General features: G+C 68.6%; 16 protein-coding genes and 1 tRNA gene. 12 read left to right on the top strand and 5 right to left on the bottom strand.

Annotation, left to right across the window (positions count from 1 at the left end):
• Positions 1 to 11 precede the first annotated feature (11 nt).
• From trpC to pyk, 7 genes are all read left to right on the top strand, one after another.
• Positions 12 to 821: an indole-3-glycerol phosphate synthase TrpC gene (gene trpC / locus ACNI14_RS08335; RefSeq protein WP_420519534.1), complete on the top strand. Its 810-nt coding sequence runs from the start codon at positions 12 to 14 to the stop codon at positions 819 to 821.
• Positions 818 to 2,026: a tryptophan synthase subunit beta gene (trpB, locus tag ACNI14_RS08340; RefSeq protein WP_420519535.1), complete on the top strand. Its 1,209-nt coding sequence runs from the start codon at positions 818 to 820 to the stop codon at positions 2,024 to 2,026. The genes trpC and trpB overlap by 4 nt, the downstream gene beginning before the upstream one ends.
• Positions 2,023 to 2,823 carry a tryptophan synthase subunit alpha gene (trpA, locus tag ACNI14_RS08345; protein WP_420519536.1) on the top strand — a complete coding sequence of 267 codons (801 nt, stop codon included), beginning with the start codon at positions 2,023 to 2,025 and terminating at the stop codon, positions 2,821 to 2,823. The genes trpB and trpA overlap by 4 nt, the downstream gene beginning before the upstream one ends.
• On the top strand, positions 2,820 to 3,746 hold the full coding sequence (lgt, locus tag ACNI14_RS08350; RefSeq protein WP_420519537.1) for a prolipoprotein diacylglyceryl transferase: 927 nt from the start codon (positions 2,820 to 2,822) through the stop codon (positions 3,744 to 3,746). The genes trpA and lgt overlap by 4 nt, the downstream gene beginning before the upstream one ends.
• 120 nt (positions 3,747 to 3,866) lie before the next feature.
• Positions 3,867 to 8,402 carry a glutamate synthase large subunit gene (gene gltB, locus ACNI14_RS08355; RefSeq protein ID WP_420519538.1) on the top strand — a complete coding sequence of 1,512 codons (4,536 nt, stop codon included), beginning with the start codon at positions 3,867 to 3,869 and terminating at the stop codon, positions 8,400 to 8,402.
• A complete protein-coding gene (locus tag ACNI14_RS08360) occupies positions 8,395 to 9,858 on the top strand; it encodes a glutamate synthase subunit beta (RefSeq protein WP_420519539.1) in 1,464 nt (487 codons plus the stop codon). Before gltB ends, ACNI14_RS08360 begins: the two co-directional genes overlap by 8 nt.
• 21 nt (positions 9,859 to 9,879) lie before the next feature.
• A complete protein-coding gene (gene pyk, locus ACNI14_RS08365) occupies positions 9,880 to 11,298 on the top strand; it encodes a pyruvate kinase (protein WP_420519540.1) in 1,419 nt (472 codons plus the stop codon).
• Positions 11,299 to 11,370: 72 nt separating this feature from the next.
• Here pyk and ACNI14_RS08370 read toward each other — a convergent pair whose 3' ends face one another.
• Positions 11,371 to 11,835 (bottom strand): methylglyoxal synthase, encoded by a 465-nt coding sequence (locus ACNI14_RS08370; RefSeq protein WP_420519541.1) that lies wholly within the window; start codon positions 11,833 to 11,835, stop codon positions 11,371 to 11,373.
• Positions 11,836 to 11,943: 108 nt separating this feature from the next.
• On the opposite strand from ACNI14_RS08370, the gene ACNI14_RS08375 reads away from it, so the two are divergent.
• The 3 genes from ACNI14_RS08375 to ACNI14_RS08385 are packed head-to-tail and all read left to right on the top strand — an operon-like array spanning position 11,944 to position 13,598.
• Positions 11,944 to 12,258 carry an ArsR/SmtB family transcription factor gene (locus tag ACNI14_RS08375; RefSeq protein ID WP_420519542.1) on the top strand — a complete coding sequence of 105 codons (315 nt, stop codon included), beginning with the start codon at positions 11,944 to 11,946 and terminating at the stop codon, positions 12,256 to 12,258.
• A complete protein-coding gene (locus ACNI14_RS08380) occupies positions 12,255 to 13,310 on the top strand; it encodes a permease (RefSeq protein WP_420519543.1) in 1,056 nt (351 codons plus the stop codon). The genes ACNI14_RS08375 and ACNI14_RS08380 overlap by 4 nt, the downstream gene beginning before the upstream one ends.
• 45 nt (positions 13,311 to 13,355) lie before the next feature.
• A complete protein-coding gene (locus ACNI14_RS08385) occupies positions 13,356 to 13,598 on the top strand; it encodes a thioredoxin family protein (protein WP_420519544.1) in 243 nt (80 codons plus the stop codon).
• A 47-nt stretch (positions 13,599 to 13,645) separates the two neighbouring features.
• Here ACNI14_RS08385 and ACNI14_RS08390 read toward each other — a convergent pair.
• Positions 13,646 to 13,719: transfer RNA gene (locus tag ACNI14_RS08390), tRNA-Leu, on the bottom strand.
• A gap of 117 nt (positions 13,720 to 13,836) precedes the next feature.
• Here ACNI14_RS08390 and ACNI14_RS08395 point away from each other — a divergent pair.
• Together ACNI14_RS08395 and ACNI14_RS08400 are read left to right on the top strand one after the other, a co-directional pair.
• On the top strand, positions 13,837 to 14,472 hold the full coding sequence (locus ACNI14_RS08395; RefSeq protein WP_420519852.1) for an ANTAR domain-containing response regulator: 636 nt from the start codon (positions 13,837 to 13,839) through the stop codon (positions 14,470 to 14,472).
• Positions 14,473 to 14,692: 220 nt separating this feature from the next.
• Positions 14,693 to 15,964, top strand: coding sequence for an ABC transporter substrate-binding protein (locus ACNI14_RS08400; protein WP_420519545.1), 1,272 nt, complete (start codon positions 14,693 to 14,695; stop codon positions 15,962 to 15,964).
• Between the two features lie 332 nt (positions 15,965 to 16,296).
• Here ACNI14_RS08400 and ACNI14_RS08405 read toward each other — a convergent pair whose 3' ends face one another.
• From ACNI14_RS08405 to ACNI14_RS08415, 3 genes are read right to left on the bottom strand one after another with little or no spacing between them, the layout of a single operon-like run.
• Positions 16,297 to 17,025: an ABC transporter ATP-binding protein gene (locus ACNI14_RS08405; protein WP_420519546.1), complete on the bottom strand. Its 729-nt coding sequence runs from the start codon at positions 17,023 to 17,025 to the stop codon at positions 16,297 to 16,299.
• Positions 17,022 to 17,891: an ABC transporter ATP-binding protein gene (locus tag ACNI14_RS08410; protein WP_420519547.1), complete on the bottom strand. Its 870-nt coding sequence runs from the start codon at positions 17,889 to 17,891 to the stop codon at positions 17,022 to 17,024. Before ACNI14_RS08410 ends, ACNI14_RS08405 begins: the two co-directional genes overlap by 4 nt.
• Positions 17,884 to 18,858, bottom strand: a complete 975-nt coding sequence (locus ACNI14_RS08415) for a branched-chain amino acid ABC transporter permease (RefSeq protein ID WP_420519548.1) — start codon at positions 18,856 to 18,858, stop codon at positions 17,884 to 17,886. Before ACNI14_RS08415 ends, ACNI14_RS08410 begins: the two co-directional genes overlap by 8 nt.
• Between the last annotated feature and the right edge of the window lies 1 nt (position 18,859).

Below are 18,859 nucleotides of genomic sequence, written 5' to 3' on the forward strand. Positions count from 1 at the left end.
GGGGGAAGCGAATGAGCGTGCTGGAGAGCATCGTCGCAGGCGTGAGGGAGGACCTCGCGCAGCGAGAGTCGGCCACATCGATGGACCAGTTGAAGGAGCGCGCCGCGCGCCTGCCGTGCGCGATCGACGCGCGTGCCCTGCTCGCGTCGGATGAGGTCTCGGTCATCGCCGAGGTCAAGCGCTCGAGCCCCTCGAAGGGCGATCTCGCCGCGATCGCCGACCCCGCATCTCTCGCGACCGAGTACGAGGCCGGGGGAGCGACCGTCATCTCGGTGCTGACCGAGCAGCGCCGCTTCGGCGGCTCGCTGGCCGATCTGGACGCGGTCCGCGCCAAGGTGGACATCCCCATTCTCCGCAAGGACTTTATCGTCACGCCGTATCAGGTGTGGGAGGCCCGCGCTCATGGAGCCGACCTCGTGCTCCTGATCGTCGCGGCACTCGACCAGATGGCCCTCGAGAGCCTCGTCGAGCGCGCGCACTCTCTCGGCATGTGCGCGCTGGTGGAGGTGCACGACGAGGAGGAGCTGTCGCGCGCCGTCGACGCCGGCGCCCGCGTGATCGGCGTGAACGCCCGCAACCTCAAGACGCTCGAGGTGGACCGCCACACGTTCGCCCGGCTCGCTCCCGCCATCCCGGAGGGGATCGTGCGCGTGGCAGAGTCCGGCATTCGCGACGGGCACGACGTGGTCGAGTACGCCCGCATGGGGGCCGACGCCGTGCTGGTGGGCGAGGCCCTCGTCAAGGACAAGGACCCGCGTACCGCCGTGGCCGAGATGGTCGCCGCAGGCGCACACCCCGCGCTGCGAGCGGTGCGTCCGTGAATCCATCCCTGCAGTCGGCTCCCGGGCCGTTCTTCGGCGACTTCGGCGGCAGGTACGTCCCCGAGGCGCTGACCGCGGCTCTCGACGAACTGACCGACGCCTACGAGAAGGCCCGCATCGACCCCCAGTTCACGGAGGAGCTCACGCGGCTCGCTCGTGACTACACGGGCCGGCCCTCGATCATCACCGAGGTGCCGCGGTTCGCTCGCCACGCGGGCGGCGCGACGGTGATCCTCAAGCGCGAGGACCTGAACCACACCGGTTCGCACAAGATCAACAACGTGCTGGGCCAAGCGCTGCTCACCAAGCGCATCGGCAAGTCTCGCGTGATCGCGGAGACCGGCGCGGGACAGCACGGCGTCGCCACCGCCACCGCAGCCGCGCTGATGGACCTCGAGTGCGTGATCTACATGGGCGAGGAGGACACCGAGCGTCAGGCGCTCAACGTCGCTCGCATGCGGCTGCTCGGCGCGGAGGTGATCCCGGTCACCACCGGCACCCGCACGCTGCGGGACGCCATCAACGAGGCCTTCCGCGACTGGGTCGCGAACGTCGAGACCACCAACTACGTGTTCGGCACGGCGGCGGGACCGCACCCGTTCCCCGCGATGGTGCGGGACTTCCAGCGCGTCATCGGAGTCGAGGCCCGCGCCCAGATGCTCGAGCGAGGCGGCCTGCCCGATGCGGTCCTCGCCTGCGTGGGCGGCGGCTCCAATGCGATTGGCGCCTTCGACGCCTTCCTGGATGACGAAGGCGTGCGGCTCATCGGCTGCGAGGCGGCCGGCGACGGCGTGGACACGGATCGCCACGCCTCGACCATCACGGGCGGGCGGCCGGGCGTTCTCCACGGCTCGAAGTCGTACATCCTTCAGGACGAGGACGGCCAGACCAACCCGTCGCACTCGATCTCGGCGGGCCTCGACTACCCGGGAGTGGGGCCGCAGCACTCCTGGCTCGCAGACCTGGGTCGCGCCGAGTACTGGCCCGTGACCGATGCTCAGGCGATGGACGCCTTCCGACTGCTGAGCCGCACCGAGGGGATCATGCCTGCGATCGAATCGGCCCATGCGCTGGCAGGGGCCATGAGGCTCGGCCAGGAGCTGGGCCCCGACGCCACCCTGCTGGTCAACCTCTCCGGCCGCGGCGACAAGGACGTGGAACAGGCCGCACGCTGGTTCGAGATGCTGCCGGGAGAGGGCGAGTGAGCGCGCTCACCGACCGCCTCGACGAGATCAAGGGCGAGGGCCGCGCCGCGCTGATCGGCTACCTCCCCGTCGGGTACCCCGACGTCGACACCTCCATCCGCGCCATGGTCGCGATGGTCGAGTCCGGGGTCGACATCGTCGAGGTGGGACCGCCCTATTCGGACCCCGTGCTCGATGGCTCGGTGATCCAGCTCGCGGTCGCGCAGGCTCTCGAGCGCGGCGTCAGGCTCAGGGACGTGTTCCGCGCGGTCACCGCGATCGCGGACGCCGGAGCGCAGCCGGTCGTGATGTCCTACTTCAATCCGATGCTGCAGTACGGGCTCGAGCGGTTCGCCGCCGACCTCGTCGCGGCGGGTGGCACGGGCGTGATCACCCCCGACCTGACGCCGGACGTCGGCGAGGAGTGGATCGCGGCCGCGCGCGCCCACGACCTCGACACCGTCTTCCTCGTGGCTCCCTCGACTACCCGTGAGCGTATGCACATGACCGTGGCCGCGTCGCGCGGCTTCGTCTACGCCACCCCGCTCATGGGCGTCACCGGGGAGCGCGCATCGGTGGGCGACGCTGCGGAACGCGTGGTGTCCCAGGCGCGCGAGGCCGGCGCCGAGCGGGTGTGCGTCGGAGTGGGCGTATCGACCGGCGAGCAGGCCGCACAGATCGCTGGCTTCGCGGATGGCGTGATCGTCGGAACCGCGCTGGTGCGGTGCCTCGCCGAGGCCGCCGACCCTGACGACGGAATCGCCGCCCTGCGCGTCAAGGTGGCCGAGCTGGCCGACGGCGTGAGGAGCGCGCGATGATCCCCACCTCGATTCCCGCCCCGCCGGACGGCTGGCAGAGCTTCGCCATCGGGCCCGTGACGATCCACGCGTACGCGCTGTGCATCCTCGCCGGCATCTTCGTCGCCGTGTGGCTGACGACACGGCGCTGGGTCGAGCGCGGCGGCGACGCAGAGAAGGTCGGCGACATCGTGCTGTGGGCGATCCCCTTCGGGATCATCGGCGGTCGCATCTATCACGTGATCTCCACTCCCGGGCCGTACTTCGGCGAGAACGGGGACCCGTGGGCGGCCCTCGAGATCTGGAATGGCGGCCTCGGCATCTGGGGGGCGGTCGCGCTGGGCGCCGTCGGCGCCTTCATCGGTGCTCGCCGACACGGCGTGTCCTTCACCGCCTTCGCCGATGCGGCCGCTCCGGCGGTGCTCATCGCCCAGGCCATCGGCAGGCTGGGAAACTACCTGAATCAGGAGCTGTTCGGCGCTCCGACGACGCTGCCGTGGGCCCTCGAGGTCGACCCCGCATTCCGTCCTGAGGGCTACGCGGAGTTCGCCACCTTCCACCCGACCTTCCTGTACGAGATGGTGTGGAACCTCGCGGGAGCCGCCCTCATCATCTGGCTCGACCGGCGGTTCGACCTGCGCGGTGGGCGCGCCTTCTGGCTCTACGTGATGGTGTACGTGAGCGGCCGGCTGTGGATCGAGATGGTGCGGATCGACACTGCTGTCACGGTCGGCGGACTGCGCATCAACGTGTGGGTGTCCATCGTGGTGCTGGCTCTGGCCGTGGCCATGTTCGTGATCCTCGGCAGGCGCACTCCGAGCCCGGCCGAGCGCGTCCCGCGCCACCGCCTGGCCGCACCCGCAGACGACCCCTCGGACGCATCGGCCGATCCGGCCGACGAGCCCGAACCCGACGACCCGGCCACAAGCCAGGGGAAGTCATAGACGAGTCTTTACCTTGACCATGTTCGCGGTAGGCTGTTCACCCGTGTGTTCCCCGGGCCGACGGCGCCCCGCAATCGATCAAGTCCTCGGCCTGCGCCGACGACGGCTAAGGACGGTGTGATGGCCGCGACGACCCGCGTCACCCAGCCCGCTACTGGGCTCTACGACCCCGCATACGAGCATGATGCGTGCGGTGTCGCCTTCGTGGCGACGCTGCGTGGCACGCCCGGCCGCGACATCGTGGACGCAGGCCTCACGGCCCTCAAGAACCTCGAGCACCGCGGCGCCGTGGGCGCCGAGACGGAGACCGGTGACGGAGCCGGCCTGCTCACTCAGATCCCGGACGCCTTCCTGCGGTCCGTGGTCGACTTCGACCTTCCCGCACAGGGCGAGTACGCCGTGGGCATCGCCTTCCTCACCCCAGGGGACGAGGATGCCGAGGTCCGTGCCTTTGAGGACGCGGCCCGCACCGAGCGGGTGAGCGTGCTCGGCTGGCGGGACGTGCCGGCGAACCCGGAGCCGCTCGGCCCGTCAGCGCGCGCGGCGATGCCGGTCTTCCGTCAGGTGTACGTCGCCGCCGACGGCCTCGAGGGCATCGACCTCGACCGCCGTGCGTACCGCGTGCGCAAGAGGGCGGAGAAGTCGGGTGGGCCGTTCTTCGCGTCGCTGTCGAGCCGCACGCTCACCTACAAGGGCATGCTCACCACGTACCAGCTCGAGCAGGTCTTCCCCGACGTCACGCACGAACTCTTCACGTCGCAGCTCGCGCTGGTGCACTCGCGGTTCTCCACTAACACCTTCCCCTCGTGGTCTCTCGCGCAGCCGCTGCGAGGCATCGCTCACAACGGCGAGATCAACACGGTGCAGGGCAACCGCAACTGGATCACGGCGCGCGAGGGCACGATGAGCTCCGGGCTGCTGGGCGAGATGGACGCCCTGAAGCCAGTGTGCACCCCGTCCTCGTCCGACACCGCCTCGTTCGACGAGGTGCTCGAGCTGCTCCACCTGGCTGGCCGGTCCATGCCGCACGCCGTGCTGATGATGATGCCCGAGGCGTGGCAGAACAACGACGAGATGGCGCCCGATCGGCGCGCGTTCTACGAGTACCACTCAGCGCTGATGGAGCCGTGGGACGGTCCCGCCGCTCTGCACTTCACCGATGGCAGCCTGATCGGCGCGACGCTCGACCGCAACGGCCTGCGTCCGGGCCGCTTCTGGGTCACCGACGACGGCCTGGTGGTCGCGGGTTCCGAGGCCGGTCTGCTGGACATCGACCCCGCCAAGGTGGTGCGCAAGGGCCGCCTGCAGCCGGGTCGCATGCTGCTGGTGGACACCGCCGCCGGGCGGATCATCGAGGACGAGGAGATCAAGTCTCAGCTCGCGGCGGAGCACCCCTACGAGCAGTGGGTAGGGGACCACGCGGTGCGACTCGCCGACGTGCCCGACCGTGAGCACGTGGTGCACTCTCGGGCGTCGGTGAAGCGCCGCCAGCGCGCGTTCGGCTACACGGAGGAGGAGCTCAAGAGGCTGCTGACCCCGATGTCGCTCACCGGGCTCGAGCCGATCGGAGCCATGGGCTCGGACACGCCCATCGCGGTGCTGTCGGACCGTCCCCGGCTGCTGTTCGACTACTTCACCCAGATGTTCGCCCAGGTGACGAACCCGCCGCTGGACTCGATCCGTGAAGAGATCGTGACCGCCATCGGCGGCGCGATCGGCCCCGAGCCGAACCTCCTCGAGGCGACTCCCGAGCACGCCCGCAAGGTGCTGCTCGACTTCCCGGTGATCGACAACGACGAGCTGGCGAAGATCCTCCACATCGATGCCGACCCGAACCTCGAGGGCGTGTTCTCCGCGCGCCGCATTCGTGGCCTGTATCGCGTCGCCGGAGGCCACGAGGCGCTCGAGCGCCGGCTCACGGACATCTTCGACGAGGTCGACACCGCGATCGGTGAGGGAGTGTCGTTCATCGTGCTCTCGGACCGCGACTCCAACCAGGACTTCGCACCGATCCCGTCGCTGCTGCTCACGTCCGCGGTGCATCACCACCTGGTGCGCAACCACACCCGCACCCGCGCCTCGCTGGTGATCGAGGCCGGCGACGTCCGCGAGGTGCATCACGTCGCGCTGCTCGTCGGATACGGCGGAGCGGCCGTCAACCCGTACCTCGCCATGGAGACCGTCGAGGACCTTGCGAGGCGGGGCTATCTGGGCGACACCGCACCGTCCGTCGCCGTCTCGAACCTGATCAAGGCGCTCGGCAAGGGCGTGCTGAAGATCATGTCGAAGATGGGCATCTCGACCATCGCCTCGTACCGGGGCGCCCAGGTGTTCGAGGCGGTGGGGCTGGCGCGCGCCTTCGTCGACCGCCACTTCGTGGGCACCCCCAGCCAGATCGACGGCGTCGGCATCGACGTGATCGCCGAGGAGGTGGCGCGTCGCCACGCCGATGCGTATCCGCCCTCGGGGGAGCTGCCGCCTCACCGCCGCCTCAACACCGGGGGCGAATACCAGTGGCGTCGCGACGGCGAGGCCCACCTGTTCGATCCCCACACCGTCTTCACGCTCCAGCACGCGACGCGCACCCGCAAGTACGACGTCTTCCGTCAGTACACGGACCGCGTGGACGACCAGTCCAAGCGGCTGATGACGCTGCGTGGCCTGTTCGAGTTCGCGTCGGACCGCCCGTCGATCCCGATCGACGAGGTGGAGCCCGCCAGCGAGATCGTCAAGCGCTTCAACACGGGGGCGATGTCCTACGGGTCGATCTCCTCCGAGGCGCACGAGACCCTCGCGATCGCGATGAACCGCCTTGGCGGCCGGTCGAACACCGGCGAAGGCGGCGAATCCCCGGACCGCCTGTACGACCCCGAGCGTCGCAGCGCGATCAAGCAGGTCGCATCGGGCCGTTTCGGCGTCACGAGCGAGTACCTCGTGAACGCGGACGACATCCAGATCAAGCTCGCCCAGGGCGCCAAGCCAGGCGAGGGCGGTCAGCTGCCCGGCACGAAGGTCTACCCGTGGGTCGCGGAGACCCGTCATTCGACGCCTGGAGTGGGACTCATCTCCCCTCCGCCGCACCACGACATCTACTCGATCGAGGACCTCAAGCAGCTGATCCACGATCTGAAGAACGCCAACCCGCAGGCCCGCATCCACACCAAGCTGGTGTCCGAGGTGGGGGTCGGGACCATCGCGGCCGGAGTGGCCAAGTGCAAGTCCGACGTGGTGCTGATCTCGGGCCAGGACGGCGGCACCGGTGCGAGCCCGCTGAACTCCCTCAAGCACGCGGGTGCGCCGTGGGAGATCGGTCTTGCGGACACCCAGCAGACGCTCGTGCTGAACGACCTGCGCGACCGGATCGTGGTCCAGGTCGACGGCCAGATGAAGACGGGCCGCGACGTCGTCGTCGCAGCGCTGCTGGGCGCCGAGGAGTTCGGCTTCGCGACCGCACCTCTGGTGGTCGAGGGCTGCATCATGATGCGTGTGTGCCACCTCGACACCTGCCCGGTGGGCGTCGCGACGCAGAACCCGGAGCTGCGTTCGCGGTTCACGGGCAAGGCCGAGTACGTGGTCACCTTCTTCGAGTTCATCGCGGAGCAGGTGCGTGAGCACCTCGCGGCGCTGGGATTCCGCAGCGTCGCGGAGGCGGTGGGCCACGTCGAGGCGCTCGACACGCGCACGGCGATCGACCACTGGAAGGCCAAGGGTCTGGACCTGTCGCCGGTGCTCGCGCGCCCCGAGCCGGGCCGCGCCATCACCAGCTCGACCACCCAGGACCACGGCCTCGATGTCGCACTGGATCGTCGCCTCATCGAACTGGCCGCGCCCGCCCTCGAGAGGGGAGAGCCGGTCTCGATCGACATGCCGATCCGCAACGTGAACCGCACCGTCGGCACCATGCTCGGTCACGAGGTCACGAAGCGCTACCGTGGCGCCGGCCTGCCGGACGACACGATCGACATCACGTTCACCGGCTCCGCGGGCCAGTCGTTCGGAGCGTTCGTGCCCAAGGGCATCACCCTGCGCCTGCTCGGAGACGCCAACGACTATGTCGCGAAGGGACTGTCCGGGGGCCGCGTCATCGTGAGGCCGCATCGCGAGTCGATGATGGACGACTCGAAGGACGTGATCGCCGGCAACGTGATCGGCTATGGCGCCACCGGCGGCGAGATCTTCCTGCGTGGCCAGGTGGGCGAGCGGTTCCTGGTGCGCAACTCCGGGGCATCCGCCGTCGTCGCGGGCGTGGGCGACCACGCCCTCGAATACATGACGGGCGGCACCGCGGTCATCCTCGGTCGCACCGGACGCAACCTCGGCGCGGGCATGTCGGGAGGCACGGCGTACGTGCTCGACCTGCGCCGCGAACGCGTCAACCGCCAAGCGCTCGCCTCCGGCGAGCTCACCCTGAGCGGGCTCGACGCCGAGGACGAGACCATCGTGAGGACCATGATCGAGCGCCACCTCGAGCTCACCGAGTCGCCGCGGGCGCGCGACATTCTCACCCATTGGGACGAGTATGCGCCCCGGTTCACTCGCGTGCTGCCCGCTCAGTACGCTCGAGTGCGTGACGCCCTTGCCGAGCTCGAGGCCAGTGGGGGTGACCTGCGCGCTCCGGGCGCGTGGGCCGAGTTCTTGGAGGTGACCAGTGGCTGATCCGCGTGGATTTCTGAAGGTTCGGGAGAGGGAGCTGCCGGCGTCCCGCCCCGTTCCCGTGCGACTGCTCGATTGGAAAGAGGTGCGCGACGAGCTGTCGCGCGACGAGCCGACGCTGCGCCGCCAGGCGTCGCGCTGCATGGACTGCGGCATCCCGTTCTGTCACCAAGGGTGCCCTTTGGGCAACATCATCCCCGAGTGGAACGACCTGGTGCGTGACGGTCACTGGAAGGACGCGATCGATCGCCTCCATGCGACCAACAACTTCCCCGAGTTCACGGGTCGCATCTGCCCGGCGCCGTGCGAGACCTCGTGCGTGCTCGGCATCAACCAGCCCGCGGTGACGATCAAGAACATCGAGGTCGAGATCATCGACCACGCGTTCGAAGACGGCAACGTCGCGCCCATCGTGCCTCAGCGCCAGACGGGGAGGACCATCGCGGTGGTCGGCTCGGGACCCGGCGGCCTCGCCGCCGCACAGCAGCTGACTCGTGCGGGGCACACGGTGCGCGTGTACGAGAAGGATGATCGCCTGGGCGGACTGCTCCGTTACGGCGTTCCCGACTTCAAGCTCGACAAGGTCCACATCGACCGACGCATCGCGCAGATGGAGGCGGAGGGCACGCGTTTCCGCACCGGCACGGCGATCGGCACCGACATCGCCTGGGACGAGCTGCGCGCGCGCTACGACGCCGTGCTCGTCGCGACCGGGGCGCCCAAGCCGCGCGATCTGCCGATTCCCGGGCGCGACCTCGACGGCATCCACTACGCGATGCCCTACCTGCACCAGGGCAACCAGGCGGTGGCGGGCGACGAGGTCCCGGACCAGATTCACGCCGAGGGCAAGCACGTCATCGTCATCGGCGGCGGCGACACCGGTTCCGACTGCATCGGCACCGCCCTGCGCCAGGGGGCCGCCTCCGTCACGACGCTCGCGATCGGCAAGAAGCCCCCGGAGACCCGTCCCGAGACGGAGCCGTGGCCCACCGACCCCCGCATCTTCGAGGTCTCCTCGAGCCACGAGGAAGGCGGATCGCGCGAGTACCTCGCGTCGACCGTCGAGTTCGTCGGCGAAGGCGGGCACGTCACGGCGTTGAAGGTGGCCGAGACTCAGTACAACGCGGACGGATCGCGCACGCCCATCGCGGGCACCGAGCGGGACATCCCCGCGGACCTGGTGCTGATCGCCATGGGCTTCACCGGCCCCGAGACCACCGACCTGTCCGCACAGGGCGGGATCGCGACCACGGATCGCGGCGCCATTCAGCGCGGCGACGACTACTCCACGAACGTCGACGGCGTGTTCGTCGCCGGCGACGCGGGCCGTGGCGCCTCGCTCGTGGTGTGGGCCATCGCCGAGGGCCGCGCGGCGGCCGCCGAGATCGATCAATACCTGCTGGGGAGCACCGAGCTCCCTGCTCCGGTGACGGCCCATTCAGCCGCCATCCGGGCCTGAAGAACTATGAGGTTGGAGAACATGCGAAACGCGAAGATCGTCTGCACCATTGGCCCCGCCACGTCCGCCATCGAGGACATGCGCGAGTTGGTGGGCGCCGGCATGGATGTGGCCCGGATCAACCGCTCCCACGGCAGTGCCGAGGAGCACGAGCAGGTCTACAGGAACGTGCGCCAGGCCGCCGAGGAGGCGGGACGCAACGTCGCCGTGCTCGTCGACCTCCAGGGTCCCAAGATCCGCCTGGGCCGCTTCTCCGACGGACCGCACGACCTCGAGGTCGGTGACACGTTCACGATCACCACGCGCGACATCGAGGGAACCAAGGACATCTGCAGCACGACCTTCGAGGGTCTCCCCGCCGACTGCTCGGTCGGCGACTCGCTGCTCATCGACGACGGCAAGGTCCGCCTGGAGGTCACTGAGGTCACGGACACCGACGTGGTGACCACCGTGGTCGTTCCGGGACCGGTCTCGAACAACAAGGGCATCAACCTGCCTGGCGTCGCCGTCTCGGTTCCCGCGCTGTCCGAGAAGGACGAGGACGACCTGCGCTGGGGCCTCAAGCTGGGCGCCGACTTCATCGCGCTGTCGTTCGTGCGCTCCGCCAAGGACTACGACGACGTCGCACGCATCATGGCCGAAGAGGGCATCACGGTTCCCGTGGTGGCCAAGGTCGAGAAGCCGCAGGCCGTCGACAACCTCGAGGAGATCGTCGGCGCCTTCGACGGCATCATGGTCGCCCGTGGCGACCTGGGCGTGGAGCTGCCGCTCGAGGACGTGCCGCTGGTTCAGAAGCGCGCGATCGAGCTGTGCCGCGCTCACGCCAAGCCGGTCATCGTCGCCACCCAGGTGCTCGAGTCGATGACCCACGCACCCGTGCCGACCCGCGCCGAGACCTCGGACTGCGCGAACGCCATCCTCGACGGCACCGACGCGGTCATGCTGTCGGGTGAGACGTCCGTGGGCGACTTCCCGATCGTGACTGTCGAGACGATGGCCCGCATCGTCAAGAACACCGAGGAGAAGGGGTTCACGAGGATCGCGCCGTTCCTCACGACCCCGAAGACGCGCGGCGGTGCGGTGACCCACGCCGCGGCGGAGATCGCCGATGTACTCGACATCAAGTACATCGTGACCTTCACGCAGTCGGGTGACTCGGCGCTGCGCATGGCGCGCCTGCGCCCGAGCGTGCCGATGCTGGCCTTCACTCCCGAGCCCAAGACCCAGAAGCGTCTCGCGCTCACGTGGGGAGTGCGCGCCGCGCTCGTCAAGCGAGTGGACTCGACCGACGAGATGGTCGCCCTCGTGGACGGCTATCTCAAGGACAACGAGATGGCCAACGACGGGGACTACGTCGTGGTCGTGTCCGGCACGCCGGTGGGCATCCCCGGCACCACGAACTCGATCTTCGTGCACAAGGTCGGACAGGTGCGCAAGTAGCGCCCAGCGCTCAGACGCGACTTCGGCCCGCTCTCTCCACGGAGGGCGGGCCGAAGTGCGTTCAGGGGTGTCTCAGGCGGTGCCCGAGAACTCCGTGTAGTCGCGCGGGCCGAACGGCGGCACCGCGCGCTCATACTCCTCATGGAACAGGGGAGAGGAGATCAAGAAGTCTGCGGTGGCGACGTTGCTCGCCATGGGGATGTTCCACACGGTGCACAGCCGCAGCAGCGCTCTCACGTCCGGGTCGTGGGGCTGCGACTCCAGGGGATCCCAGAAGAAGATCAGCATGTCGATGCCGCCCTCGGCGATGCGTGCGCCGATCTGCTGGTCGCCCCCGACGGGCCCCGAGAGGAACCGCTGCACGTGCATGCCGAGCTCGTGCTCGAGCATGTTCCCCGTCGTGCCGGTGGCGTACAGGTGGTGCTTCTTCAGCGATCCGGCGTTGAAGCTCGCCCACTCGAGCAGCTCCGCCTTCTTGTTGTCGTGAGCGACGAGCGCGATATGGCGGGCCGCCGCAGGTTCAGGTGTGGTGTCCATGCTTGCAGTATGGCGCGTCGCCGACGTTTCGACTCGGGCGGCGGGCCAGGCGTGGCACATGGACGTTGGTCCCGGATTCGGCGCTGAGCCGCGCCGTACGCTTCAAATGTGACTGCATCAATGGGCGTTGAACTGTCGGAGCCCGGCACGCATGAGCGCGTGGGGCTGCTCGAGGCCGCCGCAGACCCCGTGCGGTGGGCGGTCCTCGATGTGCTGTCGCAGGGGTCGCGATGCGTGTGCGAGCTGCAGGAGCTGGTGCCCGTGGCCGGCAACCTGATGAGCTATCACCTCAAGGTGCTCCGGGAGTCCGGGCTGGTGACGACCACGCGGCGAGGGCGATGGGTCGACTACGCGGTCAGGGCGGACACGTTCGACCGCCTGGTCGCTGCCCTTCCGGGTGGCGGGAGCCGAGACGGGCCATGAACGCCGCTGCCAGGCTCGCGAGCGGCACCCGCGGTGCGACGCTGAGGCTCGTGCTCGTGCTCGTGGGACTGGCCGCGCTGTGGGCGGCCGTGTTCGCCCTCAACGAGGTCGCGTGGGACGTGGCGCTGGGGGACTGGCTGGGTCTGGATCTCGGTCGACGGGCGGAGGGCGCGCTGCACTTCCTGCTGTACGACACCACCAAGATCCTCCTCCTGCTGGTCGGCATGATCTTCCTGATCGGCCTGCTCCGCACGACCCTCAGACCCGAGCGGGTGAGGGCCTTCCTCGAGGGCAAGCCGCTCGCACTGTCCCTCGCGATGGCCGCCGTGCTCGGCGCACTGACGCCGTTCTGCTCGTGCTCGTCGATTCCGATCTTCATCGGTTTCGTCGCGGCGGGCGTGCCGCTCGGCGTCACCTTCGCCTTCCTGATCGCCTCGCCTCTGGTGAACGAGGTGGCGGTCGTGATGCTTGCCGACATGTTCGGCTGGCAGGTCACCGGCGCGTACGTCGCCGCAGGCCTGGGGCTCGCCGTGGGGGCCGGCTGGGTCTTCTCCCGCATGAACCTCGAGCGCTGGGTCGAGGACTTCGTCTTCGCCGCTCCCGTGGCCACGCTCGGCGCCGACGGACACCGTCCGGTTCTGGCCGAACGCGTCGCGGCGGCCTGGGAGGAGACCCGCGACATCGTGGGACGCGTGTGGAAGTGGGTGATCCTCGGAGTCGCGGTCGGCGCCGCCGTGCATGGGTGGGTGCCTGCGGAGTTCTTCGCGACCTACGCAGGGCCGGGCAATCCGCTGGCCGTGGTCGTCGCCACGCTGGCCGGCATCCCGCTGTACTCGAATGCCGCGGGCGTCATCCCGATCGCGGAGGCGCTGTGGGTCAAGGGGATGGCGACGGGCACCGTGATGGCCTTCATGATGGGCACCGTCGCGTTGTCCATCCCCGAGTTCATCCTGCTCAAGCGCGTGCTCAAGGGGCCGTTGCTCGGGCTGTTCTTCGGCACGGTGGCCGCGGGCATCATGATCGTCGGCTTCCTCATCAACGCCGTGTTCTAGCGGCGCCTCATCCACACTCACCAACCACCACCAACGGAGGTCACCATGAACATCAAGATCCTCGGCCCGGGATGCCGGAACTGCCTCGCCCTCGAGAAGGTCACGCGCGAGGCGGTCGCCGAGCTGGGGCTGACTGCTGACATCGAGAAGGTCACCGACTACGCCGCCATCGCGGGCTACGGAGTGATGACCACTCCGGGGCTGGTGGTGGACGATGAGGTGGTCATGGCCGGCCGCGTCCCCACCGTGTCTCGGGTGCGGGAGCTTCTCGAGACCCGCAACGGCTGACCCGCGAGTGGTGCGATGACCTGCGCGCGGTGCGAGAGCACTCCGCGTGCCCCGAGTGGGATTCGAACCCACACTGGAACGGGTTTGAGCCGTTTGCCTCTGCCGGTTGGGCTATCGGGGCCAGCGGATAACAGGCTAGCGCCTGAGCCGGCACGATCCGTCCAGAGGCGCGTGTCCGCGTCGCCAATCCGGCCGTCACGCCGCGCCGGTTGGGTCAAAGGACCCCGCAGATATTAGGCTGGGCACCGTGACTGAAACCCATGACACCGCAGACCAGCCCGAGGCGCAGGCCAAGAAGCGCCGCGCCGTCGTCGCAGAGGACGAGGCGCTGATCCGCATGGACATCGTCGAGACCCTCACCGAGGGCGGATACGACGTCGTCGGCGAGGCCGCCAACGGCGAAGAGGGGGTCGCCCTCGCGCTCGAGCACAAGCCCGACGTCGTGGTCATGGACATCAAGATGCCCGTGATGGACGGCATCACCGCAGCGGAGAAGATCGCCGCCGCGCGGGTGGCGCCGGTGGTGCTCCTCACCGCCTTCAGCCAGACCGAGCTCGTCGAGCGCGCCCGCGACGCCGGCGCGATGGCCTACGTCGTCAAGCCCTTCACTCCGGCGGATCTGCTGCCGGCCGTCGAGATCGCCGCCTCGCGCTTCGTGGAGATCCGCGCGCTCGAGTCCGAGATCGCGGACATCAACGAGCGCATGGACACGCGCAAGAAGGTCGAGCGCGCCAAGGGGCTGCTCATGGAGAAGATGAGGCTCAACGAGCCCGAGGCCTTCCGCTGGATCCAGAAGACGTCGATGGACCGTCGCCTCACCATGCGCGAGGTTGCAGAGGCCGTCATCGATCAGATGGGCGACTCCAAGGGCTAGAGTCGCCGCCTGACCCGCCCCGGCGGCCGGCGCACGAAAGTCGCGCGGTCCCTCCACCGGATGCCGAATACCTGGCGTGTCAATCGTCCTATGTCACAAAATCGTGATGCATGGGACCCCCATCTGAAACCTCCTGGCGCTACCGTGAGGTTAATGCCGCGAGGGACCGTCCCTGGCGGGATGTTCTGGCGGACCCCCGCCAGTGTGGAGGGAACACAACATGGCTCGATGGAACACCATCGCGCGGGGCGCGGCCTTTGCCGCCGCAGCCTCTCTGGCCCTTGCGGCCTGCGCGAGCGAATCCGACCCTGAGACCTCGGCGACCGATGGCGGCGGGGGCTCTGAAGGCTCCGGCGAGGCGCTGAAGATCGGCTCACTGCTGCCGCTGACCGGCAGCCTCGCCTTTCTCGGCCCGCCCGAGGTCGCAGGCGTCGACCTCGCACAGACCGAGATCAACGAGGCCGGCGGGGTCTGGGGCGAGGACGTGGAGATCATCCACACCGACTCGTCCGACACCGACAACCCGCAGATCGCCTCGCAGTCAGTGACCGAACTCATCTCGGAGGACGTCGCCGCCATCGTCGGTGCCGCCTCTTCCGCAGTGACGCTGAACGTCGTCGACGACGTCACCGCGGCCGGGATCGTGCAGATCTCCCCCGCGAACACCTCGACGGCGCTGTCGGGCTATTCGCCGCTGTTCTTCCGCACCGCTCCGCCGGACACCGTGCAGGGCGACGCTCTCGGCAACCTGATCCTCGAGGACGGCATCGAAGACCTCGGCATCCTGCTGTTCGCCGACGACTACGCCACCTCGCTGCGCGACGTGGTGCAGGGCGTCATCGAAGACAACGGTGGCACCATCACGTACGGAACGTCGGGCGACGAGTTCCAGACGGACGCCTCGAACTTCGAGTCCATCGTTCAGGATGTCCTCGCGACGGATCCCGACGGCATCCTGGTGATCGCCTTCGACCAGACCAAGGCCATCATCCCGGCGCTGATCGGCGCGGGCTTCCCGTCCGACAAGCTGTACCTCACGGACGGCAACACCGCGGACTACTCGGCCGACTTCGAAGACGGCGCGATGACCGGCGCTCAGGGCACCATTCCCGGTGCCAACGCGGCGGACGACTTCAAGGCGCTGCTCGACGAGGAGAACGGCAGCCCGCTCGACTCCTACGCCTACGGTGCGGAGTCGTACGACGCCACCATGCTGGTCGCTCTCGCGGCCCTCAAGGGTGGAGCAGGCGACGGCCAGACGGTCGCCGACAACCTGCCCGCCGTGTCCGGCGCGGACGGTGGCACGGAGTGCACCGGCTGGGTCGAGTGCGCGGACCTGATCGAGGCTGGCGAGGACATCATCTACCAGGCCGTGTCCGGTGTGGGTCCGTTCAACGCGGACAACGACCCCTCGAGCGCCTACGTGGGCGTCTACGAGTACGGCGATGACAACGTGCAGACCTGGGTCGAGGCGGTGTTCGGCGAGGCGTAAGCCTTCACTGACACGCAGCGAGAGGGCTCCCGGCTTCAGCCGGGGGCCCTCTTCGCGTGTGGGCGGCCGATGCGGTCGCTGGGTCGCCCTCCTTCGTCACGTACGCAGTGGGAGCGGTGCGTCGCTGCGGCGGATCCTGACCTTCGCCACGCACGACTTCCACGGTCATGAGTGCGGACGGTCGATGCGGGCGTGCCCCAAGAACGCCCCCACGTTGGCGCCACGCGGATCGACCGGCCCCCGCATCGGCCGCAGTGCGCCTCACCACCCCAAGCGAAAGGGCCCGTCAGCATCGCTGCTGACGGGCCCTGAAGCGGGGGAGCGGGGCGCCGCTAGGCGCCCAGCGTTCCCAGGTACAGTTCGATCACCTTGGGATCCTTGAGGAGCTCCTGGCCCGTCGCGGTGTAGGCCGACGTGCCCTGGTCGAGCACGTAACCGCGGTCGCAGATCTGCAGGCAGCGCCGCGCATTCTGCTCGACCATGATGATGGTCACGCCCGACTTGTTGATCTCGCGGGTGCGCACGAAGGTCTCGTCCTGACGGACCGGGGACAGCCCCGCGGACGGCTCGTCGAGGAGCAGCACCTTGGGATCCATCATCAGGGCCCGGGCCATCGCCACCATCTGTCGCTCTCCGCCGGACAGCGACCCCGCGCGCTGGTGGTCGCGGGAGGCGAGGTCGGGGAACAGGTCCATCACGCGGGTGTACTGGGCCTTGAAGCCCTTCGCGTTCTGGTACGCGCCCATCTCGAGGTTCTCGCGGATAGTGAGCGACGGAAAGACGTTGTTGGACTGGGGGACGAATCCCACGCCCATCTGCACCAACTGGTCCGCACGCTTGTTGGAGATGTCCTCGCCGCCGAGGGTGGCGGTGCCGGACGTGATGGTCACCAGGCCGAACAGGGCCTTGAGGAACGTCGACTTCCCGGCACCGTTGGGTCCGATGATGCCGATCAGCTCGCCCTGGTCGACTCTCATCGAGCAGCCGTTGAGGATGTCGACCCCCGGGACGTAGCCGGCGATGATGTCATCGGCGATCAGCAGCGGTGCTGTGTCGGTCATTCGGAGCCCTCCTTGGTGATCTCGTCGATGCTGGGAAGGTCCGAGAGGTCCTCGTCCATGTGCGCACCCAGGTAGGCCTCTTGAACCTGCGGGTTCTGCATCACGGTGTCGGGCGGGCCCTCGGCGATGATCTGGCCCTGGGCCATCACCACCACCCAGTCCGAGATGCGGCGCACCATGTGCATGTCGTGCTCGACGAACAGCACGGTGACGCCCTCGTTCTTGAGCTTGACGATGTGGTCGAGCAGCGATTCGGTGAGAGCCGGGTTCACGCCGGCCATCGGCTCGTCGAGCATGACCATCTCCGGGTCGGACATCAGCGCACGCGCCATCTCGAGGAGCTTGCGCTGGCCGCCGGACAGCGAGCCCGCGAACTCGTCCTTCTTCTCGTAGAGTTTGAAGCGCTTGAGGAGCACGTGCGCCTTGGCCGTGATCTCGTCCTCACGCTTCTTCCACAGCGCCGGCACGAAGGCGACGAAGAAGTTCTCGCCGCTCTGATCCGCCGCCCCCAGGCGCATGTTCTCGATCACCGTCATGCGGCTGAGCGCCTTGGTGAGCTGGAACGTGCGCACCTTGCCGGCGCGCGCGACCTTGGCGGGAGATACGCCCTTGAGCGAGTTGCCGTTGAAGAGCCAGTCGCCCCTCTGCGGCTTGTCGAAACCGGTGAGCAGATTGAAGAAGGTCGACTTGCCGGCCCCGTTGGGGCCGATCAGCGCGGTGATGGCGCCGCGCTGAACCTCGAAATGGTCCACATCGACGGCCGTGAGCCCGCCGAAGTGTCGGTGAACCTTGTCGGCGATCACGATGGGGTCGGGCTTGGGCGCCCCGGGCTCCCGCGCGACATCGGCGAATACGTCGTCAGTCATGGAAAGCCAGCTCCTTCTTGTCGCCCAGCACTCCTTGGGGTCTGAAGATCACCAGGCACATCAGCGTCACGCCCACGAGGGTGAGGGAGAAGGGCTCGAGCTGCTGCGTGTTCAGGACCGTGTCCGGGATGAACGCGGACGCCAAGCCCTTCACCAGCACGAGGGAGCACCAGAACAGAATCGAGCCGAGCACCGGTCCGAACACGGTCGCCGCGCCGCCGAGCAGCAGCAGCGTCCAGATCCAGAACGTGGTGGGCCGGCCCATGGAGTCGGGTTGCACCGAGGCCCCGAGAGCCCAGACGATCCCCCCGAGGGCGCCGATCGCGCCCCCGATGATCAGCGCCTGCATCTTGTAGGAGTACACGTTCTTGCCGAGCGAGCGCACGGCGTCCTCGTCCTCGCGGATCCCCTTGAGGACGCGCCCCCAGGGCGAGCGCGACAGGCGCCAGAACAGCAGCGCCATCAGCGCGACGACCGCCCACCCCACGAGCGCGAGCCACCAGCTGGTGGACCGCGTGCCGTGGAGCGCGAGCGGGCCGAACTCCACCATCCGGTCCGGGAACGGAGAGAGCATCTCGAAGGAGCCCTTGAACTCGTTGCCGCGGATTCCGGTGGACGCTCCGGTGAGGGAATTGAGGTTCTGGGAGCGGCCGACGTATCTGATCATCTCGGCGGCCGCGATGGTGACGATGGCCAGGTAGTCGCCGCGCAGCTTCAGCGTGGGCCAGCCCAGCACCACGGCGAACACCACCGCGAGCGCCAGCGCCACGAGGATTCCCAGCCAGATCGGGCCGCCCTCGCGAGCGGTGATGGCGTAGCCGTACATGCCGAGCAGCATGAAGCCCGCCTGGCCCATGTTGAGCAGCCCGGTCATGCCGAAGTGGAAGTTGAGGCCGATGGCGGCAAGAGCGAAGGCCGCCGTCGTGGGCGCGATCGCCTCTCGCAGGAGGCTGTACACGATGTCCATG

The sequence above is a fragment of the Demequina pilifera genome, assembly GCF_048814985.1.
GTDB lineage: Bacteria > Actinomycetota > Actinomycetes > Actinomycetales > Demequinaceae > Demequina.